This window comes from Rheinheimera salexigens (genome assembly GCF_001752395.1).
Lineage (GTDB): Bacteria > Pseudomonadota > Gammaproteobacteria > Enterobacterales > Alteromonadaceae > Alishewanella > Alishewanella salexigens.
This window is the reverse complement of the sequence record NZ_MKEK01000001.1, coordinates 769,260-793,976: the sequence shown is the minus strand read 5'-3', so window position 1 is coordinate 793,976 and position 24,717 is coordinate 769,260. Positions and strand designations below refer to the sequence as shown.

The following is a 24,717-nucleotide window of genomic DNA, read 5'->3' as shown; positions in this document are numbered from 1 at the left end:
AGGTAATTCAATGAAAATATTATATATTTGCACTCATAACCGTTGTCGCAGCATTTTGTCTGAAGCTATCACTAATCATCTTGCTGCTGATGTTATTACCGCCAAAAGTGCCGGCAGCCAACCAACTGGCGTGGTTCACCCGCTTGCTATTACGCATCTTGAACAAGCAGGCATTGCCTGTGCCAATTTACAAAGTCAGTCTTGGCATCAGCTTGAAGATTTTGCACCTGATATTGTTATCACCGTGTGTGATTCCGCCGCCGCAGAGTCTTGCCCGGTATGGTTTGGTTCTGCCATAAAAGTACATTGGGGCTTAAGCGATCCGTCTAAGCTTGAAGGTTCAGAGCAGCAAATAGCAGCGGCATTTCGCGACTGTATTGCTGATATCACTACGCGGGTACACCAGTTAAAAAAGCTAGCCGATATGCAGCTCGATACTGCTACTTTAAAATTAAAATTAGCTGAACTGATTAGACAGAAATCACTATAGGAGCGCCGTAATGGGCTTATTTGAGCGTTATTTATCGGTATGGGTTAGCCTTGCGATAATAGTTGGTATTGGTGCAGGTATCGTTGCGCCTAATGTATTCAGCGTGATTGCGGATATTGAATATGCCCATGTTAATTTAGTTATTGCTGTACTTATTTGGTTAATGATTTATCCAATGATGGTGCAAATCGACTTTTCTGCCATTAAAGATGTGGGCAAAAAACCCAAGGGGCTAGTTTTAACGCTAGTGATCAACTGGCTTATCAAACCTTTTACCATGGCATTGCTGGGCTGGCTGTTTTTTAAAGGTCTTTTTGCTGATTGGGTTGATCCACAAACGGCGAATGAATATATCGCGGGTATGATTTTACTGGGTGTTGCGCCTTGTACAGCTATGGTGTTTATTTGGAGCCAATTAACTAAAGGCGATGCTAATTACACTTTGGTACAAGTATCTATAAATGACATTATTATGATATTTGCCTTTGCGCCCATAGCCGGTTTACTGTTGGGCGTTACCGATATTACTGTGCCTTGGTCTACCTTGTTATTATCGGTGCTCATGTATGTGCTTATTCCGTTGTTGGCCGGTGCCCTTACTCGAAAGGTGCTGGATAAGACTGACGATCATTCTAGGCTAAATCAGTTTATTACCAACATGAAACCTTGGTCAATTATCGGTTTGCTTGCCACAGTTATCCTACTGTTTGGTTTTCAATCCGAAACTATATTATCGCAACCAGAAGTCATTGTTTTAATCGCTATCCCCCTGCTTATTCAAACTTATGGTATTTTGCTATCGCCTACTTTTGGCTATCAAATTGAAGCTTCCACACAATGTCGCGGCTCCAGCTTGTATGATTGGCACATCTAACTTTTTTGAACTCGCCGTAGCCGTTGCCATAGCCATGTTTGGTTTGCATTCAGGTGCAGCTTTAGCCACAGTGGTAGGGGTATTAGTAGAAGTGCCTGTTATGTTGTCTCTGGTGTGGTTTGCTAATCGAACTCGGCACTGGTTTGTACCAATATAATTTGCCTACCCGGCTCTTAAACAGCTAAATTAGGCCGTGCAAATAAAACTTATCGACTTAATTTAGCTTACCTTGATTAAGCTGAGCTTGGGTTAACTTAAATGCTGCTTAAAAAAAGCCAACGTCCGTTGCCACGCTAGGTCTGCCATTTCTTTGTTGTAACGTGCAGTAGAGTCGTTATGAAAACCATGATGCGATGCCGGGTACATTTCAATTTTATAGTTCAAATTATGCTGTTTAAACAAGGCTTCAGCTGCTGGCCATTGCTGATTTACGCGCTCGTCTAACTCGCCCAATTGCACTAACAACGGTGCCTTAATATTCGCTATGCTGTCTGCTGCAGGTGGTGAGCCATAAAACGGCACTGCTGCATCCACTACATTGGGTAACTCAGCGGCTAAGCGTCCGGTCATGGCGCCGCCAAAACAAAAACCGACAACGCCCAACTTACCATTACCACCGTCAAGCTGCTTTAACCACATTGCTGCCGCTTTTAAGTCGGCAACGATTTTTGCTGGCTCTAAGCTACTTTGCATAGTGCGGCCATCATCATCATTACCTGGATAGCCACCCAATGGCCATAATGCATCCGGTGCAAAAGCAATAAAACCGGCTTTCGCTAAACGTCGAGCAACATCTTCCACATAAGGGTTTAAGCCGCGGTTTTCGTGAATAACTAGTACAGTTGGTAAAGCAGTGGTTGCATTTTTAGGTTTAACTAAATAGCCCCGTATCTCTTTATGACCTGCACCATGACCTGTTCCATTTTGACTCTGAGCTGGCGAGAACTTCTGATAGCTTGCTGTTATGTCATCATCGTTAAAAGACACCTGCTGTGCCAGTGCATAATTGGGCAGCATGCTATTGATAAAAGTAGTCGCCAAAGCGGCACTAACGGCTAACCCCGCCATACCACTGAAGAAATCACGCCGACTTAGCATGCCGTGAGCATATTGATCGTATAGCGAATAAGCCTGAGCAGGCAGCTCTGGTTTCAGTGCTGAATTAAGCTCTGATTTAGGTTTCGGCTTAAGCTTTGTTTTAAGTATCTGGCGCACTGAGTTTTTCATCGATGTTGCTCCGTTTGCTTATTATTAGCTTAACTATTTTCTAACTACCCGCTAATAATAAGCATATAGTTGTTGTAGCTATACGGATTATAGTGCAAAAACGATCTAGCGTTTGTTTCACAATTTTGTTTAGAAGCGCCGCTCTACTCGCATACCGGCACTGAGCTGTCGGCCAGGTGCCGGTTCAAATGATCGGCCATTGGATTGGTTTACTACTACGGAGCCAACGTAGTCTTTATCCAATATATTATCTAGTCGCAACCACTGACTAAACTGCCAGTTACCGTTTTTTTGCTTGGCATCTAAGCTGGCATGCCATAGCATATACGATGGCGCAAACTCATCGTTGCTATCGGAGGTTGCCACGCGGGAACGATATTGCGCCACTATTGCAGCGCGCAGCTTATCGTTATGCCAAGGTCTATAATTGGCTTGTATAAATACATTACTGTCAGCTATGCCCGGTATACTCAGCCCGTTGAGTGTGCCATTTTGCTGTTGGTCTTTATAACGTGCAGTCATTAACGTTGCCGCACTGCGTAATTGTAATGCGGGATGCAACTGATAACGCCAGCTTAATTCGGCCCCTTCTCGCTCGGTTTGTGCTGCATTGCGATAAGTTGTACGGCCATCAATGGATTGATCGACCACAATTTCATTATCACTATCTACCCGAAACAGGCTTAATTGCGCTTGTCCCTTAGCATTAGTACTAAGCCATTTAATACCCGCTTCATATTGGGTGATTAATGCTGGCCCAAGATCAGGATTTAAACCCGTGCCGTCGTTACGATAAGCAAGCTCGGTTAACGTTGGCGTTTCAAAGCCATCACCAACAGCAGTAAATAGCGCCCACTCGCTGGTTAATTGATAATTTAAACCGGACGTCCAAGAGCTTTCTTGATAGCGAGTTTGGCCACTATCATCAGGGCTCAACCCCGCAATAATGTAGCGATCGCTAACATCAAACGATAGATTAGACACGCGCAAACCTGCTAACCACGTTAACTTATCAGTCAATGCCAATGTGCTTAGAGCATATATATCATTCTTAGCAACTCGTCCGGTTTCATCACGGCGTAGCTCACCCGCCTCACCAAAGTTATTAACAAAGCCTTGTCGAGTATCTTTCTGGCGTTCAATGTCGGTTCCTAGGCTGAGTTGCCAGCGCGCAGAAAAAGCTTCAGGTCGCCAGTTAACTTGACCATGCATGCCGTAAAAGTCTCTCTCTAAATCAATTACAGCACCGGAAGAGGTTACAGCATCACCACGAAATGGCAGGTATTGTTCTATTTCACGCATGCCGTTCCAGACAGCGACTTGCCAATCAAAGTGGCTTAATTGCTGATTAACCGTTACTGATTGCTGGCGGTGGCGAATACTTTTTCGGGTATTAAATCTGGCTGCACCAGTAAAGGTTTGAGCACTATTTTCTCGCCATTGCCTGGGTGTTAAGGAACCGGGATCTTGCAATAACGGTGCATTGTTATCATCCGCTCGAGCAATTAATTCGATATTATTAACTAGTTGATAAGTAGCGCGTAGCGCATATTGATCGCGCTCTGCACTGGCATGCTCACGATCACCGTCGGTTCTAAACCGCGCATAATGACCACTGACACTAAATGCATCTTGCACCAAAGCTGCCTCTAAACTGCTACGCTGACGATCATTAGCACCGATAGCATGGCTAATCGCCATATAGCTGCTGGCGGCAGGTTGGCCCTGCAGATTAATAATACCACCGGCAGCATTGCCATATACCGCCGCGATAGGTCCGCGCAGCACTTCTACTTGGCTAGGCTCATCAATAAATATACTAGAGGTTTGCGCCTGCCCGTCAGGCATTGATAACGGCACACCATCTAAGCGCATTAGAATACCCCGCACACCAAATGCAGCCCGAGCACCAAAACCGCGCAAGATAATCCGAGTATCTTGGGCAAAGTTATAACGGGTGTCTATTTGCACGCCAGGAATACCGGCTAATATTTCAGCCATGTCACTGCGCATGCCCGGTAACTGCTCGGTGACTGAGACAGTATCAACCGACGCGGGACTGTTAAGCCAAGGTTGTTCTGTGCGAGTGGCAGTAACAACAATACGCTCTATAAAATCTGCATCGGCTTGGCTTGCTGTATCAGCTACAGCAGGGCAAGCGGTAATAAAAAGGCTCGCAAAAAGGGCGAGCCTGTAGTGAGTTTTACGCTGCACTTATTTCACCGCTGAAAGACGTAGAATCGCGCCTTTTGGCTCATCGGTAAGTAAATAAATACTGCCATCTGGGCTAACCTTTACTTCACGAATACGCCGCTTTAGGTTTAATGTTTCTTGATGAATTATATGATCGCCATTCACTTCTAAACGCGCAACTTGTTGGCCTTTAAGCCCTGTAGCTAGCAGGTTACCTTGCCATTGTGGAAACTGACTTCCCTGATAAAATGCCACCCCAGATACGGCAATAGACGGCGTCCAGTGCCAAATAGGTTGCTCCATGCCGTCTTTTTTAAAGCCAATACCCACTTCGCCACCGCCATATTGCTCGCCATGGGTGATCACTGGCCAACCATAATTCAGCCCCGCTTTTGGCATGTTAACTTCATCGCCGCCCTGAGGGCCATGCTCTACTGTCCATAATTGGCCAGTGGTCGGTTGAATATCCATACCTTGAATATTGCGATGACCATACGACCAAATCTCTGGTTTAGCATCAGCTTGATTAACAAAAGGGTTAGATTTAGGCACTGAGCCATCAGGGTGAATACGAACTAATTTACCAGTGTGGTTATCCAGTTTTTGCACATCGTCTTGGCGATGGCCATGATCGCCTAAGCCAATAAACAGGAAGTCACCATTGGCCGAAAAAGCTAGCCTGCCACCATAATGCCGTCCGCCCATAACTTTAGGCTGCTGGCTAAAAATAACCTTTACATCATGCAGCTTATTATTCTCAAGTCGAGCACGAGCAACCGCAGTACTAGTTATGTCGCTGCCGGCAGTTTCTGGTTCAGAGTAAGAAAAATATATTAGGTTATCATTACTAAAGTTAGGGCTTAACCTGAGGTCAAATAACCCTCCTTGACCCCGAACTTTGATTTCTGGTAAACCACTAATAGGCTCACCAACAGAGCCATCAGCTGCAACAATTCGCAAATTACCCGCGCGTTCTGTTACCAGCATTCGGCCATCGCCTAAAAAAGCCAAACCCCATGGGTGGTTAAGCCCACTGGCAACAGTATCAACTTTAACATCAGCCCAGCGGGTTTTAATGGTATCTGTATCAGCACTGGCAACGAAGCTTGTCAGGCCAAGGCCAAGCATCAGAATTGAACGACGTAATAATTTCATGTTTATTCTCCACGAATTTTTGAGCCTAAGCTTTAAGTTTAAGCTTTAAACCTAAGTATAGGGCTATTAAAGCATAACTAGCCGCTGCTGATTAAATAATGGCGTAAACCTAAGTTAAGTTAGCTTAAACAGCACAAAAATAACTACTCAGTATAAATCCAAAACACCATTAACTGTTTTAAAAAATAAGTCTCATGGATACAGGCAGTAAATATCACCAAAACCCTGAATATTTTTCACATTGTATGCTGTTATTTAAGTATGTAAAACCTGCTAACCATATATAAAAAATTAATAATGTTTAATATCATAAGTTTAAATTGAATTTTATCTTTATTCCAAGCTGGCGCTGACCTTGCATCTGTTTTTAGTACTTAATGCAATTAAATAGGTCACGCCATGACAACCTCGATTACAACAATTAATCCATTTACTGAACAGCCTATACAAGAATACACACTATTAAGCACAAAGGATGCTGAGCAAGCAATTGATAACGCTGATACCTGCTTCCAGACTTGGAAACTCACCAGCTTAGCCGAACGTGGCAAGCTCGCTAATAAACTAGCTAAAGTGCTAGAAGATAATCAACAACAGCTCGCGCAATTAATGACCGACGAGATGGGTAAAGTTCGTGCTCAAGGGGTGCAAGAAGTACAACTCTGTGCCCAAATCTGTCGTTATACCGCCGAGCAAGCAGCAACTGTTTTAGCCGATGAAGAACGTGAGTTCGACCAAGGTAAAGCCATTATTAGTTACCAACCTATCGGCGTTATTCTAGGTATTCAGCCGTGGAATTTTCCGCTGTACCAAGTTATTCGCTACAGTATTTCAAATTTAGTAGCCGGTAATACTACGGTTTTAAAACATGCTTCAAACGTATTCGGCATGGCCAAAAAGATTGAAAAAATGTTTATTACAGCTGGCTTTCCTCAGTATTGCTACCAGTCGCTACTGATTGATGGCGAAACAGCATCAAAGCTAATCAGTCATCCTAAAGTGCAAGGCGTAACCTTTACCGGCAGCGACAAAGTGGGTAAATCTGTTGCAGAAGCTGCGGCTAAACTGGCGAAGAAGACTGTTTTAGAGCTGGGTAGTAATGATGCTTATTTAGTGCTGGATGATGCCGATATCGAATTAGCGGTTAAAACCAGCGTCAAAGGCCGCATAATTAATAATGGCGAAACTTGTGTGTCGGCGAAACGCTTTATTGTCACTGAAAAAAATTATGCCGCCTTTAAAAAAGGCTTTGCCAGTGCGATGACCAGCTTAACAATGGGCGATCCAAATAATAATGATACTGATCTAGGCCCCTTGGCTAGGTCTGACTTACGTGACAAGTTGCATCAGCAAGTAACCGAATCCATCGAGGCCGGTGCCACCATTGTCTGTGGTTGCGAAATGCCAGAAGGTACAGGCTTTTTCTATCCGGCTTCCATCTTAGAAAACGTTAGCCCTGAAATGCCAGCCTATGATGACGAATTGTTTGGCCCCGTTGCCGCGCTTATTAGAGTAAAAGACGATGAACAGGCCATGCAGGTTGCCAACGACTCGCGGTATGGTTTAGGTGGCGGCATATTTTCTCGCGATGTAGAACGCGCTATTGAGCTGGCTAAAAAACACTTTAATACCGGTATGGTCAATATAAACGGCTACGCATTAGCGCAACCAAACCTGCCCTTTGGTGGCGTAAAAGATAGTGGTTATGGCAGAGAGCATGGTGGTTTTGGTTTGCGCGAGTTCGTTAATATCAAGTCCATAATGGTGGCAACTAAGACCTAAACACATATCTAAAGTAGCAGTGAAATGAGTTACCGTGGGTTCTGCCGAAAAGTTTTGCTGGCTAAGCTATAGTTAATTCATGCGAACCAGTACAAACTAATAAGGCACTAAAATGGCAACTAATGCAGATATTAATAATCGACCAGATTACGACCAAGTTATCCAAGATATTGCTGATTATGTTTTAACCTTTCAGGTCTTCAGCGATGAAGCGCTGAATACGGCTCGCAACTGTTTAATGGATACCTTAGGCTGCGGTCTGCTCGCGCTGCGTTTTCCTGAATGTACTAAACACCTTGGTCCCATAGTGCAAGGTACCTTAGTGCCTAATGGCGCTCGCGTACCCGGCACATCGCTTGCGTTGGATCCGGTAAAAGCCGCCTGGGATATTGGCTGTATTATCCGCTGGCTGGATTATAACGACACCTGGTTAGCCGCTGAGTGGGGTCACCCTTCAGATAATTTAGGCGGTATTCTAGCGGTGGCTGATCATTTATCGCAAGTGAGGCTAGCTAATGGCGAGCAACCGCTGGTGATGCGAGAAGTACTTGAAGCCATGATTTTAGCCCATGAAATCCAAGGCGTTATCGCGCTAGAAAACGCGTTTAATCGCGTCGGTTTATGTCACGTATTATTGGTCCGCGTTGCCTCTACTGCCGTTGTTTGCAAAATGATGGGCGGCAACAGAGAGCAAATTATGGCAGCCATATCACAAGCTTGGGTTGATGGCTCTGCACTGCGCACCTATCGTCATGCGCCTAATGCCGGTTCTCGCAAATCTTGGGCCGCAGGCGATGCCACTTCACGCGCCGTGCGGTTAGCCGATATGGCAATGCGCGGGGAAATGGGCATTCCCAGCGTGTTAACCGCTGCCCAGTGGGGGTTTTATGATGTTTTGTTTGCAAAAACCAACAAAGACCAAGCAATAAAACCAGAGGCCGAGCGCCAGTTTTCATTTAGCCAAGATTACGGCTGTTATGTGATGGAAAACATCTTGTTTAAAATCTCTTTCCCGGCTGAGTTTCACGCCCAAACCGCGGCAGAAGCCGCGGTTATTTTACATCCTGAAGTCAAAGATCGCTTAGCCGAAATTGATAAAATTATGATCCGCACTCACGAGTCGGCCATTCGGATTATTTCCAAAACAGGAGCGCTGGCCAACGCTGCCGATCGTGACCATTGCTTGCAATACATGGTGGCTGTGCCTTTAATTTTCGGCGATTTAACTGCCGAGCATTATGAAGATGATTTTCACGCCGCCCACCCCTCTATCGACGTCCTGCGCGATAAAATGGAAATAATCGAAGATAAGCGTTTTAGTGCAGAATACTTACAGCCAGAAAAACGCGCTATCGCCAATGCTATTCAAATATTGTTTAAAGATGGCAGTAGCACAGAAGAAGTGGTTGTTGAATATCCAGTGGGCCATCGCCGCCGCCGGGCAGAAGGTATTCCGCTATTAGAGCTAAAATTTAAAGCCAACTTAGCCTCTCGTTTTCCTAACCAGCAATGCCAAACCATCTTTAGCCTGTGTAATGATCAAGGCCAGCTTGAAGCAACCGCAGTAAATCGCTTTATGGACTTATTTGTTATCGGCTAAGTTTTGATATTAGATAACGGCTAAAATTTTATTACAGCTGCAATTTAAAACATAACTTAGGGCTAAGCTCTAAGCTATGTTTTATGCTTTCTAACCTAGAATTTGTTGCTTTTTGAATTGGAATTCATCATCAGTCAGAATGCCTTTTTCTTTTAGCTCATTGAGATTAATAAGCTGTTGCATACTCGTTGAGTCATCTTTGCTTTTTTTCTTAGTTGTCACAATTCCGACTATGGCATAAGGGATTGCATACAGCATTCCCAACATTCCCCAGCCCATTGCCGCATCTACATCTGTATCCATAAACGCTAAAATAAAGATTAGTGATAACGAAAACCAGACAATTCCTATTATTGACATCACCCACATATGCCGTACCTTTTTTTATAAATTAACCTTGGCTAAACTAACTAATAACTTGTATTAAATCAATAACATCTTTCAATTTACGCTATGACAAATTTTGCCGCATCAAGCTGAATATTAACCCCTATCCTGTTGTTCACTATCATCAACAATTTCACTTTCATCGTTAAAAGTAAGCTTCTCGAGATTTTTGTGATGAAAATTTAACTCTTCAGCCTCTGCAGCAGATACCGCTGGGCTGTAATAATAGCCTTGGATTAATACTTGATGAAGCGAGTTAAACATAGCGAGTTGCTCTGCCGTTTCGACTCCTTCAGCTACCACTTTTATATTTAAATCTAAGGCTAACTGATAAATATTTTTAAGCACAATAAATGCCGTTGCATCTAACGCTGCATTAATAATAATTGATCGGTCAATTTTTAGGGTATCAATAGGAAACTTAGTCAGGTAACTCAGTGAAGAATAGCCGACACCAAAGTCATCTAAGGCTATGCTAATGCCTAGCTGTTTTATTTCATTTAGTGTTTCGCGTGTTTGTTCAACATTTTCTAACAAAGTGGTTTCTGTTAATTCAATTTCTATAAATTGCACTGGTGCTTGTGTTTGAATTAAAATTGATTTTATATCGTTGACAAAATTACGGTTGGTAAGTTGGATAGCCGAGATGTTTATTGATACTGGTCCGGTTAACTTACCAGCGTTATGCCATTGTTTTATTTGAATACAAGCTTGCTTAAAGATCCAACTGCCTATCTCGTATATGTCACCCGACTTTTCTGCCACACTTATCACTTCAAAAGGAGAGATCACACCCGCAACTGGATGAAAGCAGCGTAATAAAGCTTCATAACCCATTATTTCATTCGTTTTAGGGTTAACTTTTGGTTGATAGAAAAGCTTAAACTCATCATTTTTAATGGCTGTTTTAAACCAACTTCGTATTTTAAGATTACGCTTCAAGTTTTTACTTAAGGACTCATTGAAGAAAAGTACACTATTACGGCCAGCTTCTTTTGCCGCATAAAGCGCCGAGTCAGCATTAGAAAATAAAGTTTGGCTAGTTGCACCATCGTCAGGATAAATAGCTATGCCAATACTTGCGCTACCATTAATTTCATGGCCATTAATTGCGTAGGGGCTAGCAAGAGCAACTGTTAATTTATCCGCTATTTTCACCAAATTATCGTTATCTTTAAATTGCTCGATAATAACGGTAAATTCATCACCACCTAAGCGGGATAACAGATCGCTTTGCCGAATGCAGCTTTGCATGCGCTTGGCTGCTTCAATAAGATATTTATCTCCAACATCATGGCCATAAGAATCGTTCACATCTTTAAAGTAATCTAAATCTATAATAAACAAAGCAAAGGTGATGTTTTGGTTGAATAACTTATCGTACCAATCATTAAACTTAAGACGATTTGCTAAGCCGGTTAATGTATCCACATAGACTTGAGTATGCAGCCAGCGCATATATCGCTTTTTAGAAAACAGATAAAAAATACTGCCAAGGATCAGTATTAGGATCAGGCTAATAAGAGCAAAGTGCCACCATGGCCGCAGTATAGTAAAGTTATATTCAAGTGTTTCATCCGACCAATAACCATCGCTATTGGTCGCTTTAACCATAAAAGTATATTTTCCCGTAGATAAATTGCTATAAGTAACCGTTGAAGACGTATTAGGGTCGGTCCAATTTTTATCGTAGCCATTGAGCTTAAAGCTATATTGATTAAGCTTAGGATTAACAAGATCTAGGGCTGCAAATGAAAAGCTTATATGATTATCTGCGTAAGATATCTCATCTTCAGCTAACCTTTTTGATGCTAGGCCTTTATACAGAACAGTCTGCCCGGCTTTAATTTGAGTAAATTCTAAAGTGGTTTGAATATTATTTTGCTTAATAACCTGTAAATTAAGCTCTACTACGCCTCTATTGCTGCCAAGATATAATACATTATCGACAATACTTGATGAATTACCTGTAAATGACAGGTCGTTGATATTCAACAGGCTGGGATAAGTTAACACTTCTAAGGTTTTACTATTGAAACTAATCACAATATTAGTTCCTGTCAGCCAGATTAAATCACCATTTTTACTTAAAGAGGTCAGTTCATTTTGCGGAAAGCCATGCTCTACTGAGTAATAGGTTGTATCAATTTCCCAACTGTTAGGCTGGGTTTGAATTTTCGTTAAACCCGCACCTTGTGTTGCCACCCAAAACTCACCATTATCACCTTCTATAATGTCCCTTGCTCTTATATAGTTTTGACCATTTCCTACCATATACATTAGGTGTTCGCCGGTGTCTTTATTCACCCTAAATACACCCTCAGTAGTTGCCAGCCATAATTCATTTATAGTTGACTCAATTTTAGTGCTGGTGTAGTTTCCACCTATTGAGTACTGCGAATCTTCACCTAAGTAATCTTTGACAACGCCGATTTTAGGATCAAAATACTTAAGTCCGACATCCATGTAACCGGTAATCCAAACACCCTCGCCATCTGGTAAAACCGTGTAAATTTCATTTTTAGTTAGCCCATACGGGTTACCTTGCTCATTTAGATACAGTGCTAAGGTTTTATCCGTAAAATGATAAAAACCAAGCCCAATATCTAACGCTAACCAAATTCCTTTATCAGTGACAGCCATTTGAAATATAGAAAATTTTGCATCAGGAACAAAATCAGCTAAAATATTTTGAGTAACCAACTTTGTTTTTAAATCAATAACATCTAGCCCTTGTTCATGAGCAACCCATAGCTCATTTTCTCGATAAAAACTATCATAAATATCTTGACCACCAAGGCTTTTTTCAGATAAGCCATTAATATTCAGCTTGGGTCGGTAAACTGTACTGCCATTGGTGAAAGGTGAATAAATTGAGACTCCACCACTGGTCGAAATCCATATTTGCGCCAACTTGTCTATAAATAAGTTTCTGATGCTATTTGAAACAATCGACATATTATCAAATAGGTTTTTTTCTATGGCCTGATGACGCCCCTCTGACAGTTCAATTAGCGACAGGCCATGGCTGTAATGACCTATTAATAAAGCTGTGTCTGAAAAAGGTAATATAGCCGATACGTTTTGATGCCTAAGTTGTGATTTAATTTGTTTAACACTATCCGACTTAAAGTCGATAATAAATAAACCATTCTGTTCAGTGCCTACCGCTACAAGGCCATTTTTCAGGGGTTCAACCGCACTTATATAACTACCAATTAATTGTGAACTTTCAATACTTGTAGATGTTAATCGATGAAACTCTTTATCATTTTCATCAAATATGAGTAAACCATGTAAATCTGAGCTTAATATATTACCGGCATTATCTTCTTTAAGAATAAATACATTTGCCCAGTTTTTTTCTTCATCTAAAATCGCTTTTTGTTTTAAAGGAATAGTTTCAAACCGATTTAATCCTGGATTATAGATTTGAGTAGCTTTTGAATTAGCCACCCAAAGCCGTCCTTTAGAATCTGAATAAACAGATTGAATCCAAGTGCTTGCCAAGCCTGTTTGCTGGACATTTGTGTCCGTAAAAACAGTTACTTTGCCTTCATTATTAATCCGATTTAAACCAAATTCAGTCGCTAACCAAATATTACCTTGGTTATCTTCAGTGATAGCGGTGACAAAATTATTAGAGATGTGAAAATCATTGCCGGGGGAATAATGAAAATGTTTAAAGTTTTTACCATCGTAACGGCTGGCACCACGATCCGTTGCAAACCACATAAAGCCGTTACTTTGTTGAAATGTTTGTAATATTTCGGTTGAAGGCAAGCCATCATTTAAACCTAAGCTTTTAAAGCGAAAGTCTAAGCTATTGTGCTCAAATGCAATAACAGACATTGAAAACGACAAACTAACAATAAAAAAAATTGATCTCAATACACGATGCAAATGATAAATCCTTTTATTTATTTCCATAAATATTACTTAAAATGCACAATAAACACTGTACTGTGTGTTGTGTAGCATTACAAACAAATTGAGGTACAACTTGTAATAGCTATACAGTATTAACTGCAACATTGCAGGTTAACCACTGAAGTAGATACAAGCTGTCCTGTAGTCCACTTTTTTTATGCCAATATTCTTCTATAAAACCTACCCTTTGCTGGGATAAATAACATTGGCTATGGCAAAGAACATGGTGGCTTTGGTTTGCGCGAGTTCGTTAATATTAAATCCATTAAGGTAACTAATTAATCTTAAACTCATTTACCATTTTGTTGTGAGTTCTGAATAGATCTTTATACAACTACGGTTGCTATGCAGTTGTTAGTGCTTGAAAAAATTAACGTTAATACAAAAAATGGCTAAACTCGATAAAGTTTAGCCATTTTTGTTCACCAAATATACTCAATAAAATTGACTATATTAGTTAGCCTATTTAGTTAATTTTTTAACTAACCAATTGTCTACACTTAAGCTGCCACCACCTTGAATAGCCAATACAATTGCTACAACAAACAGTGTTAACCCATATTCATAGCCATTATTAGCCATAAATAAGCCATTATTGATATGAACAGTAAAGATGGCAACCAACATAGTAAACGCTGTCACTAATGCTGCCGGGCGAGTCAACAACCCCAAAGCCAGAGCTAAACCACCAAAAAACTCAGCACTGCCTGCTAATAACGCCATCAGAAAACCCGGTGTTATACCAATACTGGCCATCCATTGACCTGTGCCCTCTAAGCCATAGCCGCCAAACCAAGCAAAGAGTTTTTGTGCACCGTGTGCCGCCAAAATCAAGCCAACTGGCACGCGTAAAACTAAGGCAGCGATGCCGGCATTAGATGACAGTAATTTATTTAACCATGATGTATTCATTATTTATTCCTCACTATTAATTATTTGCAGTGTGTTAGCCCACCTTCTGGGGATGAATATACTTTACTCTTATTGTGACCTAAGAATAAGATAGGTAATGAAGAAAGATTATCAACAAGATGTTGATAATTAAATTTGCGATTATACCAACTGAAAATAAGGGTATGTAATGGATAGATTAGAGGCAATGCGTGCTTTTGTTGCCGTAGTAACTGAAGGCAGTTTCAGTCAAGCAGCAACAAGCTTAAACTTATCACCTCAGTTGGTTAGTAAATACGTGTCCCAACTAGAAAAGCACATCGCTGTACGTTTGCTTAACCGCACCACCCGAAAAGTGAATCTTACAGAAGCAGGCACAGAGTATTTTCAACACGCACAGCAGATATTATTAAGTATCGATGAGATGGACCAGCAACTGAGCGGTTTACAACAGAACCCAAGCGGTACTTTAAAGATCAGCGCGCCCGTGTCGTTTGCATTAAAGCATTTGGGAAGCCTGATTACAGATTTTCAGTCGCACCACCCTAACGTTAATATCGATCTTCAGCTTAGTGATCGTAAAGTTGATATTATTAAAGAAGGTTTTGATATAGCCCTACGTATTGGCCAATTAAAAAGCTCGTCACTTATTGCTAAGTATGTGGCGCCGATCCGGCTAATCTTATCCGCATCACCTGGCTATCTTAATAAATATGGCACCCCTTTAGTCGCTGAAGATCTAAAACATCATCGTTATTTACATTACAGTTATTCAGAAATGGCACATAAAGACGGTATTTATCAGTGGCTAAAGACTAAAAATTTAGATAGTCGAGCCGGGTTATCTAGCAATAATGGTGATGTGTTAATTGCTGCCGCCATCGCGGGGGCGGGTTTAGCCTTACAACCCACTTTTATTGCTAGTGAGGCTATTAGTAATGGCCAATTGATACCGGTATTAACTGAGCATTCACCTGAACCTTTTGGTTTATATGCCGTTTATGCTCACAGAAAACTACTGCCAAATAAAGTGCGCTGTTTTATTGATTTCATCGACGGTTATTTTGGCAATCCGCCACATTGGGATAAAACTATTCTCGATCACATCCGTTGAGGCGAATTAATATAGCATCAAGTGATTTCACTCAATTTATACTTAGACTGTTATATAGCCTAATTTGACGTGCTAGTATTCATAAATAAGAATGAACATGATGAATATATCAATATTCGTCAACCAAATAAGAATGAATAGAGAGAGGATGCACTAAATGGCTAAAATTCTTAAAGCTAAAGATCATGATATTGGTGGTTTAAGTGTCAAGCGCGTGTTGCCGCATCAAGAAAAGCGCATGGTTGGGCCTTTTATTTTCTTTGACCAAATGGGCCCCAATAACTTTCCTGCAGGCCAAGGCATTAATGTTAGACCGCACCCACATATTGGTTTATCAACCTTAACCTATTTATTTGCAGGCAGTATTTTACACCGTGACTCGCTAGGTAATAATATAGAGATTCAACCAGGTGATGTTAACTGGATGACATCGGGCAAAAGAATAGTCCATTCAGAACGTGAAAGCTTTGAAGTTCGGGCCAACCCCCATGCAATAAGCGGCTTACAATGCTGGGTAGCGTTACCCCAAAATATGGCCGAATTAGAACCTGCCTTTAGCCACACCAAAAAAAATGACTTACCGCACATTACCCATGAGGGTGTCATGATGCGCTTAGTGGTAGGCGAAGCTTATGGTTTAAGCTCACCAGTTAAAACCTATTCACCCATGTTTTATATTGATGTTGTTGCCAGCCAAGCCAGTGTTATCACCCGGCCTAACCCAGAGCAAGAAATGGCCATCTTCACCATTTGTGGTGAAGTTACTATTAATGGTCAAACCTTCGGCACCAATGAGTTTATTTTATTAGAACCAGGTGATAGCCAAATTGAGCTAGCAACTGATGGCCGCTTTATTATGTTAGGTGGTGAGAAATTCGAGCAAGTACCATTTATTTCTTGGAATTTTGTTTCTTTTAGTAAAGAGCGAATTAAACAAGCCGAAGATGATTGGAAAAACGGCCGTTTTCCTACCATACCGGGCGACGATAAAGAGTTTATTCCACTTAAATAATAAGCTCACTTACTCTACATACTTGTCAGCAAATAAGCTAAAGGATACTAACGTGAGAGAAAAGCTAACCTTTATAAGTAATGGCATCAGTCTATCTGGGTTGTTAGAAAGCCCGGCCAGCCATGTAAAAGCTTATGCAATATTTGCCCACTGCTTTACCTGTGGCAAAGACATTGCTGCGGCAACCAGAATATCACGTGCCTTAGTAGCAAAGGGTATTGCTGTGCTGCGCTTTGATTTTACTGGTTTAGGTAATAGTGATGGTGACTTTGCTAATACCAACTTTAGCTCGAACCTTGCTGACTTAACCGCGGCAGCTGATTATTTAGCTAAGCACTACCAAGCACCACAATTACTAATTGGCCATAGCCTTGGCGGTGCTGCCGTGCTTGCGGTGGCTAATAGAATTAAATCTGTTAACGCTGTGGTTGCAATAGCCGCACCGGCCAAAGCTGAGCATGTTATCAAAAACTTTGCCGACAGTGTTGATGCCATCAAACGAGATGGCGTAGCAACGGTAAAATTGGGGCTAAGAGAGTTTTCTATCCAAAAGCAGTTTATTGATGATGTTAATGCCAATAGTCAGCATCATTTTGGCCTTAACGGTAAAGCGCTGTTAATTTTACACAGTCCGGTTGATACGGTGGTGTCTATTAATGAAGCTGAAAAAATCTACAGCAGTGTTAAACATCCTAAAAGCTTTATTTCGTTAGACAAAGCCGATCACTTATTATCCAATAAAGCAGATGCAGAATATGCCGCTACTGTAATTAGCAGCTGGGCAGATAAGTATCTGCATACAGATACCGATGACGTAGCTGATGACATCACTAATGATATAAGCGATGACGCTACTGATGATGCAGCAGAAAAAACCATTACTGAAAACGGCAGCTTAGTAGTAACAGAGAAAGATCATAACTTTACCCTTAATGTCAGCAGTGATAGTCATTTTTGGTTAGCTGACGAACCCTTGGCAGTAGGCGGGCAAAACCTTGGCCCCGATCCATACGAGCATTTGTTAGCGGCTTTAGGTACTTGCACTGTAATGACAATGCGCATGTATGCCAAGCATAAAAAGTTGGCCATTACTGATATTAGCGTCAGCTTAAGTCACAGCAAAAACTACCATCAGGATTGTAAAAACTGTGACGAACAAGATGGCCATGTCGAGCTTATCAGCCGAAAAATAAAGATTGTTGGCGATATTAGCGATGAACAACGACAAAGGCTGCTGGCTATCGCCGACAAATGCCCGGTGCATAAAACACTACATAGTAAATTAGTTGTTGAAACGACTGCAGAATAACAGCTAACTAAATAAAATTAAAAAACACTACCCCTAAATAAAGAGCTATAAATGATTGAAATTGCCTTAATATATTTAGCCGCAGCCATTGTGGCCGTTCCCATTGCCAAGCGACTAGGTTTAGGCTCGGTGCTGGGGTATTTGCTAGCCGGTATATTAATAGGCCCTTTTGCCTTAGCTCTGGTGGGCGATCAGACCGATGTGATGCATTTTGCCGAGTTCGGTGTGGTAATGATGTTATTTTTAGTCGGTTTAGAGCTGCAACCTTCTCGGCTCTGGAAGCTTAAAAATTCCATTATTGGCTTAGGTGGCCTGCAAGTGGTATTAACCAGTGCCGTGTTTTTTGTTATTGGCCATTATGCGCTAGCCCTACGTTGGGAAACTGCATTAGCCATTGGCTTAATGCTGGCATTGTCTTCAACAGCTATAGTGCTGCAAACCCTCACTGAAAAAGGCTGGATAAAACAAGACGCCGGCCAAAATGCTTTTTCGGTATTGTTGTTTCAAGATATTGCGGTTATTCCCATCTTAGCGTTATTACCCCTATTAGCTTTTAGTGACACTATTAGTGTTGCAACAGATCATAATAACCTAATAGAACACTACCCTGTGTACGGCCAAGTGTTGATTTCATTTATTGTTATCGCTGCCATTATAATTGCCGGTAGATATATTTCCGCGCCGTTATTTAGGTACATCGCAGAAACGCGGCTAAGAGAATTATTTACTCTGCTGGCACTATTCTTAGTTATTGCCATAGCCGTGATTATGCAAAAAATTGGATTATCCCCTGCTTTGGGTACTTTTTTAGCCGGTGTGGTGTTAGCGGATAACGAATTTCGGCATGAGCTTGAAGTTGATATTGAGCCTTTTAAGGGCTTGCTGCTTGGCTTATTTTTTATCACCGTTGGCGCGTCAATCGACTTTCCGTTGTTATTTGAAAACCTGTCACTAGTTATTATGCTGGTAGCCGGATTAATAGTGGTTAAAGCGTTAGTACTGTATTTGTTAGCGGTACTTTTTAATATGAAAAGTAAGCAAAAGCTGTTATTCACCTTGGCTTTGGCTCAAGGCGGTGAATTTGCCTTTGTTTTGCTATCACTCACTTCTACTTTACAAATACTTAGTCCAGAGCAAAGCAAAATTACTACCTTAGTAGTGGCTATATCCATGCTAATGGCGCCTTTACTGCTTATTGTTTACGATAAATTTTTCAATAAAAACACACAAGCTAATCAAGCATACGATCACCCTGAACAGATGGAAGCGACTAAAAATGTCATCATTGCTGGCTATGGTCGATTTGGCCAAATTGTCGGTCGCTTGCTTAGTGCTCAAGGCTATCATTTGTCTATATTGGACCACAGTTCAAGTCAAATCGATTTGGTGCGCCGCTTTGGCAATAAAGTGTTTTATGGCGATGCGGCTAACCGTGATCTATTAGCGGCCGCCGGCGCCAACGAAGCCAAACTGCTGGTTATTGCCATAGATGATGCTGATAAAATATTAAAGATTGCTGAGCTGGCTAAAAAACATTACCCGCAACTAAAAATAGTCGCCCGTGCCATTGACCGTCGCCATGCTTATGAACTGCTGCATATCGGCGTCACTAGCTTTGAGCGAGAAACTTTTCACTCGGCACTACATTTAGCCGTTGAAGCCTTGACCTTACTTGGTAATAACCGTGACGATGCCGAACGTGCCGGACAGTTATTTTCCGCCCATGATCAGGAATCTCTGCATAAACTGGCGCATTTATGGGGCGATGATCGCAGTTATGGCGTAGCCGTCAAACAGCGCTTAGATGATCTAAAACAAGTACTAAATGCGGATAAACAGCAGCAAGAAAAATTGGACACTTGCTCAGGAAGTGCCAACCAAGCCGCTGAGAAACAAGATGCGCACATAAATAAAGAGATAAAAGATGCTTAGAGTCACTCTAGAGCAATGGCGGATGTTTCGCTCTGTGGTGCAATTTGGCGGTTTTAATCAAGCGGCTCAAGGCATCCATAAAAGTCAGTCTAGTATCCACAATGCAGTGGGCAAAATAGAAAGCACTTTAAACGTCAAGTTATTTGAAATCGAAGGTCGCAAAACGGTGTTAACCGAAGCCGGTACTTTAATGTTAAGAAGAGCTAATTTTCTGCTGGATGAAGCAGCTAAATTAGAAATTGTCGGCCAAACCCTGGGCCAAGGCACAGCAGTCACACTTACGCATTGCGGTAGATGAAATGTTTCCCCATGCCATTTTGTATCAAGTGTTAGAGAGCGTTTCGGCTCAATATCCTATGTTGCAAATTGAACTGGTGGAATCCGTACTTAGCGGCGCCAGCGAGTTAATAAAGAATGCTGATGTCGATATTGCTATTTCGCCAGTGGCCTTAATAGATGGCTTTAGTGAGCAACTATGCCAGATAGATTTTATGGCGGTGGCCAACCCTGAACATGCTTTACATGCCTTTAACCGAGATCTGTCAGAGCAAGACTTAAAAAGCCATCGCCAAGTGGTGGTTAGAGACTCAGCCTTGCTTAATAAAAGCGATGCCGGCTGGCTAGGCGCCAATCAACGCTGGACGGTCAGCCATTTACGCACTTCTATAGATATGATTTGTAATGGTCTGGGCTTTGCCTGGCTACCCAGCAGCGCTATTGAGCAACAGCTTGCTAGTGGCCAATTACTGCCGCTGCCGTTACGTAACAATAGCCGTCGATCTATGCAACTGCACCTCATTTTTAAAGATGGTGACAGCTTAGGCCCGGCAGCGAGAGCGTTTTTAGGCGAGTTAAGATACCGTTGTCAATCACTGCTAGCTTCATAAAGCTTAGATCACATTCGCTTAATTAGAATGATAGACGCTAGATTAACTAATTTTAATCGTTTCAGGTAAACGTTAAACTAGCCTCATTGTAATTAGAGAAGGAATTAAACCATGAAATACATTAGACGAGCTGCAGATAGAGGCGCGGTCAATTTAGGCTGGTTAGTGAGCAAGCACAGTTTTTCTTTTGGCAGCTACCATGATCCTAAACATATGGGCGTTTCGGCTCTGCGGGTGATTAACGACGATATGGTTATGCCCGGCCAAGGTTTTGGCACTCACGGTCACCGTGACATGGAAATTATCTCTTATGTGACTGAAGGTGCGTTAAAGCATGAAGACAGTGAGGGCAATAAGCACATTGTTCCCGCTGGTGATGTGCAGCGCATGAGTGCAGGTAGTGGCGTGATGCATTCTGAGTTTAACCCGTCAGACACGGAAAAGGTGAAGTTTTTTCAAATTTGGATCCAACCCAATAAAATGGGTATTAAACCAAGTTATGAACAAAAACTATTCCACAAAATGGGCCGCTAACACCGTTAATTACCGCGACGGGTGAAAATGGCACCTTATCATTAAACCAAGATGCCAGCTTATCGCGGCTGGTGTTAAAACAAAACGATACTTTTAACCTAACGCCGGGTGATTACATAGGTTATTTACACTTAGTAAAAGGCGAGCTAAAAGTTGCTAATGAATCTTTTACTGCTGGTGATGCCTTTGCTATGGATCCTAAGCAACAGCTTGAACTGCAAGCTAGTTCTGACCTTGAAGCGCTATGGTTTACCCTACCGCCAGTGCGATAGGTAAAGCGTTACTATGGATATGACAACCTTAGTACTAATAGCCTTTGTTGTTGTGCTAATTGGTATATCAAAATCCGCATTTGCTGGGGCATTAGGCGTATTCGCCGTGCCCCTATTAATGCTAAAGTTGCCCGCTAGCCAAGCTATTGCTTTAATGCTGCCATTATTGATTATTGCAGACATCTTAAGTGTTAAAAGCTTTTGGCGAAAATGGGATAATCGGCTATTACTGCCGCTAATCCCTGGCGCATTATTAGGGGTTATCATTGCTTATTTAGTGATAGACCTGATTAACCCTGACTATCTCAGATTGATTATTGCCCTTATTTGTATTGTTTTTGCCCTAAAAAATATCCTATTTAAGCAAACTACACTTAGCTTTCTCAGTAATAAAATTGGCGCTGTCGTGATGTCGATGTTTTCCGGCATAACTAGCAGCTTAGTGCACGCTGGTGGCCCACCCATTATTATTTACTTTAGCGCTATTGGCTTAACCCCCAGTAAGTTTGTCGCTACTGCGGCCATATTCTTCGCCATGATGAATATTTTTAAGCTAATTGCCGCCCTATCTTTTGGCTTATTACCAAGCGCTACTATTGTTACGGCCCTGCTATTTTTTCCGCTGGCACTGCTCGGTAACTGGATAGGAGTAAAGATAAATACCAGCATCGATAAACAATTATTTTTAAAAGTTATGAACTACTTACTGTTGCTATTAGGTACTTGGTTATTACTAAAGTAACCGTATTTTAGCCATTAAAATTAAGGCTGCTAGTTCACAAAGAAGTGCAGATAAACTATTGTTAGTTCATGCTTAATACTTATTTTCAATACTTATGCTTAATTCGTATGCTAAATAGCGATGTTTAAATTATTGCATGTCATTTGTTTGCTATGCCTTGTTACTTTGCTAACAAGTTGCTCATCAGCACGCTTTTTTCAACAACAAGAGCCTAACGTCAGGGTTAAAAAAGCGTTAGTAGCTGGCCAGCTGCCGAATTTCCATGATCTGACAACCAACGAAGTGCACCAGCATTGCCTGTCTTTAACCAAAGACACCGATATCGGTTTAGTATTATTGGTTCATTGTAGTAACGAGTTGTTGAGTAGAGCAGATTTAAGCCAACCGCTACGCCAGTATGCGCTTACGAGTTATAACCAGACTTTATATCTGTTAATCAAAATGACTAAGCAGCCTAGTTTTACCACTGACAGCGTTAACGTACAGTACGCCAACCCTAGCCAATTTAGCTTTAGTCAACAAATTGCTAGCCCAAGCCCGATAGATAAAGCGGTGATTATTGGTCACAGTATGGGCGGCGTGGTGGCAAAGTTATTAGCGACCGAAACCCATTTAGGTCTTTGGGATGCTGCTTTAAATCAAAGTCCTGATGCCGTATTAACCGTGGACAACGCTGCACTAAAAGATATTTTCATTTTTGAACCGGCATTTAAAGACAACACTGTTTTTTCTTAGATACTCCATTAAAAGGCTCACAAGTGGCTAATTCTACTATTGGCTATATTGGTGCCTTGTTAGTCACGCTACCAAGCGAGTTTACCCATTTATTTCAACAGTTGATCATCGCACCTTCAAACCATAATTCATTTCAAAGTGAAGCTGCAATAGACTTTATCTTAGGTAAGTTAATGCCAACACAGTCGGCGTTGACAGTTAACCAATAACGGCTAGCATATTTGTGCATAGCACTATTTAAACAGCTAACCATTTCAAATAAGTAATCATCACCATATAACTAGCGGCCAAAAAACCTAAACTAATTAAGCTGTGCATAATGGCCTTTATGCGCATCTGGCTGATTTTTGGCGCTATTAGTACCCTGTATATTATAAAAAACAGTCCGAGCAAATAAGGAAACCAATAGGCAACTAGCGGCGGCTTATAAAAATAGGCACTGATATGCAGCGGCTTATCAATAAGCCAAAATACCAGCCCGTGTCCGCCTAACCACAAAGCATATAACATACCGCCCAACACTACTTGAGTCAGAGCTGTAGTAATTGATACACCCAAAGGAGACATATCGGGCGCAGTTATACCCTTATCCGCTTTATTAGTAGAGTTTTTTTGCTCCGCGCTGGCTTTTAAGGAACCTAGAGTTAAAAGCGTAACAACGGGCGTAAAGGCACTAAGTAGGTACATCCACCAATCAACTTGTCCGTCCATTAAATCACCTTTGCCCATAACCAACTGACATGGTTTATGACTAAAAGCACAGCACCTAACATTAAGAACGGAAAAAAGATAAACCCTGCTACATTGCTTTCAATACCGTCTTTTGCTAAAAAGCCGCATAGCGTAAATAGCGTCGCTATATAAGCGATAAACTCACTCCAGCCAGGTTCGACTAATATAAGATCCAAAGCCGTTACATCCGTTGTAGCTAAGGGGAGCAAGGTAACCAGCTTAAAGCTGATAAACAAACCACTCGCCAGTACACAAAACCCTAAATATAGCCCTAAGTTAATGCGCTGCGAGTTGCCACCAATATCATAGAAGGTTTGTATTTTACTCCCTTGAAGTAGCGCGTTTTCTGAGCAGATAAAGATATATGCCATCAGGATTAGTGGATTTAAAAAAGTATAAGGTAGTAAGTTAATCAGTTGGATGGTATCCATTCCCTGCTCCATTGCTGACAGCTTTATTAAAGGCTTCTACCCAGCGGCTGTCATTGTTGCGATAAGCATAATGATGCCAAACTTGCTGGTTTAATGTAAGTAAAATGATAAAAAAACAATAAGAAAATGAGTGTAAAGTTGGTTTTAAACCATTTAGCACTGCCTGCAAAAATACTGTATTATTTTTTATAAATACCGAAGGTCATGCCAGCTATTGCCACAAAGCTACCACAGCAGGCTATTTATACTTTAGAAAGGGAGTTTAATCTGCTGGTCTTATGGTAGTAGGCTTGATCATAAGTACCGATAAATTCTAAAGAGAAAATATCATCTCAAATACTACAGATTTCGAATAAATAAGATTTAAAGTGACAAGACAAGAAATAAAAATATATGGTGCCTAGGGCCGGACTCGAACCGGCACGTTGTTACCAACGGTGGATTTTGAATCCACTGCGTCTACCAATTTCGCCACCCAGGCACTGAGG

The 24,717-nt window shown here is 41.5% G+C and carries 22 protein-coding genes, 1 tRNA gene and 1 pseudogene; 15 read left to right on the top strand and 9 right to left on the bottom strand.

Annotation, left to right across the window (positions count from 1 at the left end):
* The first annotated feature begins 10 nt into the window (after window positions 1–10).
* Window positions 11–490: an arsenate reductase ArsC gene (locus BI198_RS03765; RefSeq protein WP_070048343.1), complete on the top strand. Its 480-nt coding sequence runs from the start codon at window positions 11–13 to the stop codon at window positions 488–490.
* A gap of 10 nt (window positions 491–500) precedes the next feature.
* Window positions 501–1,521, top strand: a pseudogene (gene arsB, locus BI198_RS03760) (ACR3 family arsenite efflux transporter).
* A 92-nt stretch (window positions 1,522–1,613) separates the two neighbouring features.
* On the opposite strand, the gene BI198_RS03755 reads toward arsB, so the two are convergent.
* From BI198_RS03755 to BI198_RS03745, 3 genes are all read right to left on the bottom strand, one after another.
* Window positions 1,614–2,591: a dienelactone hydrolase family protein gene (locus BI198_RS03755; protein ID WP_083256551.1), complete on the bottom strand. Its 978-nt coding sequence runs from the start codon at window positions 2,589–2,591 to the stop codon at window positions 1,614–1,616.
* 129 nt (window positions 2,592–2,720) lie between these two features.
* Window positions 2,721–4,805, bottom strand: a complete 2,085-nt coding sequence (locus BI198_RS03750) for a TonB-dependent receptor family protein (protein ID WP_083256550.1) — start codon at window positions 4,803–4,805, stop codon at window positions 2,721–2,723.
* A complete protein-coding gene (locus tag BI198_RS03745) occupies window positions 4,806–5,939 on the bottom strand; it encodes a PQQ-dependent sugar dehydrogenase (protein WP_070048342.1) in 1,134 nt (377 codons plus the stop codon). It lies immediately after the preceding gene.
* A gap of 399 nt (window positions 5,940–6,338) precedes the next feature.
* Between BI198_RS03745 and BI198_RS03740 the strand changes: the two genes are divergently transcribed.
* Together BI198_RS03740 and prpD are read left to right on the top strand one after the other, a co-directional pair.
* The gene (locus BI198_RS03740) at window positions 6,339–7,721 is read left to right on the top strand and encodes an NAD-dependent succinate-semialdehyde dehydrogenase (protein ID WP_070048341.1); all 1,383 of its coding nucleotides are present in this window, start codon (window positions 6,339–6,341) and stop codon (window positions 7,719–7,721) included.
* A gap of 112 nt (window positions 7,722–7,833) precedes the next feature.
* Entirely contained in the window at window positions 7,834–9,321 is a 1,488-nt protein-coding gene (gene prpD / locus BI198_RS03735) for a 2-methylcitrate dehydratase (protein ID WP_070048340.1), read from the top strand.
* 90 nt (window positions 9,322–9,411) lie between these two features.
* On the opposite strand, the gene BI198_RS16050 is transcribed toward prpD, so the two are convergent.
* The 3 genes from BI198_RS16050 to BI198_RS03720 form a co-directional block, all read right to left on the bottom strand.
* Entirely contained in the window at window positions 9,412–9,690 is a 279-nt protein-coding gene (locus BI198_RS16050; protein ID WP_070048339.1) for an SHOCT domain-containing protein, read from the bottom strand.
* Between the two features lie 114 nt (window positions 9,691–9,804).
* Window positions 9,805–13,560 (bottom strand): EAL domain-containing protein, encoded by a 3,756-nt coding sequence (locus BI198_RS03725; RefSeq protein ID WP_070048338.1) that lies wholly within the window; start codon window positions 13,558–13,560, stop codon window positions 9,805–9,807.
* 540 nt (window positions 13,561–14,100) lie between these two features.
* Window positions 14,101–14,550, bottom strand: a complete 450-nt coding sequence (locus BI198_RS03720) for a DoxX family protein (RefSeq protein WP_070048337.1) — start codon at window positions 14,548–14,550, stop codon at window positions 14,101–14,103.
* Window positions 14,551–14,719: 169 nt separating this feature from the next.
* Between BI198_RS03720 and BI198_RS03715 the strand changes: the two genes are divergently transcribed.
* The 11 genes from BI198_RS03715 (at window position 14,720) to BI198_RS03675 (ending at window position 23,275) form a co-directional block, all read left to right on the top strand.
* Window positions 14,720–15,643 (top strand): LysR family transcriptional regulator, encoded by a 924-nt coding sequence (locus BI198_RS03715; RefSeq protein WP_070048336.1) that lies wholly within the window; start codon window positions 14,720–14,722, stop codon window positions 15,641–15,643.
* A gap of 157 nt (window positions 15,644–15,800) precedes the next feature.
* Window positions 15,801–16,655: a pirin family protein gene (locus tag BI198_RS03710; protein ID WP_070048335.1), complete on the top strand. Its 855-nt coding sequence runs from the start codon at window positions 15,801–15,803 to the stop codon at window positions 16,653–16,655.
* 52 nt (window positions 16,656–16,707) lie between these two features.
* Window positions 16,708–17,964: a bifunctional alpha/beta hydrolase/OsmC family protein gene (locus BI198_RS03705; protein WP_070048334.1), complete on the top strand. Its 1,257-nt coding sequence runs from the start codon at window positions 16,708–16,710 to the stop codon at window positions 17,962–17,964.
* Between the two features lie 51 nt (window positions 17,965–18,015).
* A complete protein-coding gene (locus tag BI198_RS03700) occupies window positions 18,016–19,896 on the top strand; it encodes a monovalent cation:proton antiporter-2 (CPA2) family protein (protein ID WP_083256548.1) in 1,881 nt (626 codons plus the stop codon).
* The gene (locus BI198_RS16045) at window positions 19,889–20,194 is read left to right on the top strand and encodes a LysR family transcriptional regulator (protein WP_201243399.1); all 306 of its coding nucleotides are present in this window, start codon (window positions 19,889–19,891) and stop codon (window positions 20,192–20,194) included. The genes BI198_RS03700 and BI198_RS16045 overlap by 8 nt, the downstream gene beginning before the upstream one ends.
* A complete protein-coding gene (locus BI198_RS03695; RefSeq protein WP_201243397.1) occupies window positions 20,136–20,783 on the top strand; it encodes a substrate-binding domain-containing protein in 648 nt (215 codons plus the stop codon). The genes BI198_RS16045 and BI198_RS03695 overlap by 59 nt, the downstream gene beginning before the upstream one ends.
* A 111-nt stretch (window positions 20,784–20,894) precedes the next feature.
* Window positions 20,895–21,317 (top strand): pirin family protein, encoded by a 423-nt coding sequence (locus tag BI198_RS16040; RefSeq protein WP_201243395.1) that lies wholly within the window; start codon window positions 20,895–20,897, stop codon window positions 21,315–21,317.
* Between the two features lie 71 nt (window positions 21,318–21,388).
* Window positions 21,389–21,589 (top strand): pirin family protein, encoded by a 201-nt coding sequence (locus BI198_RS16035; protein WP_235605226.1) that lies wholly within the window; start codon window positions 21,389–21,391, stop codon window positions 21,587–21,589.
* A 13-nt stretch (window positions 21,590–21,602) separates the two neighbouring features.
* On the top strand, window positions 21,603–22,331 hold the full coding sequence (locus BI198_RS03685) for a sulfite exporter TauE/SafE family protein (protein ID WP_083256547.1): 729 nt from the start codon (window positions 21,603–21,605) through the stop codon (window positions 22,329–22,331).
* Between the two features lie 120 nt (window positions 22,332–22,451).
* Window positions 22,452–23,066 (top strand): hypothetical protein, encoded by a 615-nt coding sequence (locus tag BI198_RS03680; protein WP_070048333.1) that lies wholly within the window; start codon window positions 22,452–22,454, stop codon window positions 23,064–23,066.
* 23 nt (window positions 23,067–23,089) lie between these two features.
* On the top strand, window positions 23,090–23,275 hold the full coding sequence (locus tag BI198_RS03675; RefSeq protein WP_070048332.1) for a hypothetical protein: 186 nt from the start codon (window positions 23,090–23,092) through the stop codon (window positions 23,273–23,275).
* Between the two features lie 28 nt (window positions 23,276–23,303).
* Here BI198_RS03675 and BI198_RS03670 read toward each other — a convergent pair whose 3' ends face one another.
* The 3 genes from BI198_RS03670 to BI198_RS03655 form a co-directional block, all read right to left on the bottom strand.
* Complete coding sequence (locus BI198_RS03670) at window positions 23,304–23,777, bottom strand: hypothetical protein (protein WP_141728834.1); 474 nt, start codon at window positions 23,775–23,777, stop codon at window positions 23,304–23,306.
* Entirely contained in the window at window positions 23,777–24,229 is a 453-nt protein-coding gene (locus tag BI198_RS03665) for a hypothetical protein (RefSeq protein WP_070048330.1), read from the bottom strand. Before BI198_RS03665 ends, BI198_RS03670 begins: the two co-directional genes overlap by 1 nt.
* Window positions 24,230–24,623: 394 nt before the next feature.
* A tRNA-Leu gene (locus BI198_RS03655) sits at window positions 24,624–24,710 on the bottom strand.
* Window positions 24,711–24,717: the final 7 nt, after the last annotated feature.

Coding starts and splice junctions, on each gene's coding strand:
- BI198_RS03725 (WP_070048338.1), bottom strand. CDS start 13,560: ATGTCTGTTATTGCATTTGAGCACAATAGCTTAGACTTTCGCTTTAAA.
- BI198_RS03665 (WP_070048330.1), bottom strand. CDS start 24,229: ATGGATACCATCCAACTGATTAACTTACTACCTTATACTTTTTTAAAT.
- BI198_RS16050 (WP_070048339.1), bottom strand. CDS start 9,690: ATGTGGGTGATGTCAATAATAGGAATTGTCTGGTTTTCGTTATCACTA.
- BI198_RS16040 (WP_201243395.1), top strand. CDS start 20,895: ATGAAATACATTAGACGAGCTGCAGATAGAGGCGCGGTCAATTTAGGC.
- BI198_RS03720 (WP_070048337.1), bottom strand. CDS start 14,550: ATGAATACATCATGGTTAAATAAATTACTGTCATCTAATGCCGGCATC.
- BI198_RS03740 (WP_070048341.1), top strand. CDS start 6,339: ATGACAACCTCGATTACAACAATTAATCCATTTACTGAACAGCCTATA.
- BI198_RS03685 (WP_083256547.1), top strand. CDS start 21,603: ATGGATATGACAACCTTAGTACTAATAGCCTTTGTTGTTGTGCTAATT.
- prpD (WP_070048340.1), top strand. CDS start 7,834: ATGGCAACTAATGCAGATATTAATAATCGACCAGATTACGACCAAGTT.
- BI198_RS16045 (WP_201243399.1), top strand. CDS start 19,889: ATGCTTAGAGTCACTCTAGAGCAATGGCGGATGTTTCGCTCTGTGGTG.
- BI198_RS03710 (WP_070048335.1), top strand. CDS start 15,801: ATGGCTAAAATTCTTAAAGCTAAAGATCATGATATTGGTGGTTTAAGT.
- BI198_RS03755 (WP_083256551.1), bottom strand. CDS start 2,591: ATGAAAAACTCAGTGCGCCAGATACTTAAAACAAAGCTTAAGCCGAAA.
- BI198_RS03715 (WP_070048336.1), top strand. CDS start 14,720: ATGGATAGATTAGAGGCAATGCGTGCTTTTGTTGCCGTAGTAACTGAA.
- BI198_RS03745 (WP_070048342.1), bottom strand. CDS start 5,939: ATGAAATTATTACGTCGTTCAATTCTGATGCTTGGCCTTGGCCTGACA.
- BI198_RS03680 (WP_070048333.1), top strand. CDS start 22,452: ATGTTTAAATTATTGCATGTCATTTGTTTGCTATGCCTTGTTACTTTG.
- BI198_RS03700 (WP_083256548.1), top strand. CDS start 18,016: ATGATTGAAATTGCCTTAATATATTTAGCCGCAGCCATTGTGGCCGTT.
- BI198_RS03670 (WP_141728834.1), bottom strand. CDS start 23,777: ATGGACGGACAAGTTGATTGGTGGATGTACCTACTTAGTGCCTTTACG.
- BI198_RS03765 (WP_070048343.1), top strand. CDS start 11: ATGAAAATATTATATATTTGCACTCATAACCGTTGTCGCAGCATTTTG.